Here is a 463-nt window from a genome sequence, read left to right on the forward strand (position 1 = left end):
TCCGACCGCGTTCGCCGGGCCATCAGACGCTGGCGGTGACCGATCCGCCGCCCGGGCCGGTCACGCCCCGATCACCAGTCGGACGTTCCAGCCGGTGAGCAGCAGCCCGATCCCGGTCGCGACGACCGGCGGCCAGTAGTACGAGAACCGTTCGCGCCGTCGCGCGCCCTGGACGCTGACGGAGATCAACACGAACAACACGAGCAGCTTCAACAGGAGGAACCCGGGGAGCCCGCTCGAGGAGAGCAGGGTCCCGACGATCGGGTTCGCCTCGATAAGTCCGGGGACCGCCACGGTCGCGTACAGCGTCGAGACGACGTCACCGATCCCGTACGTGAGCGCGGCGAGAAACCAGAGGCCGTAGAACTCGCGGGGACGGGTCCGGTACAGCGGTCCGCCCGCGCCGCTCCCGGTCGTCTCGGCGTTACCGGGGGGCGGGGCACCCGTCTCATCGCTCTCACCC

The 463-nt window shown here is 70.4% G+C and carries 1 protein-coding gene; it reads right to left on the reverse strand.

From position 1 onward, the window contains the following. Window positions 1–60: 60 nt before the first annotated feature. The coding region (locus tag DVK07_RS23115; protein ID WP_121598624.1) for a hypothetical protein at window positions 61–463 on the reverse strand (403 nt) is incomplete at its 5' end.

Origin of the sequence: Halorubrum sp. Atlit-26R, from assembly GCF_003666015.1 — an archaeon.
Lineage (GTDB): Archaea > Halobacteriota > Halobacteria > Halobacteriales > Haloferacaceae > Halorubrum.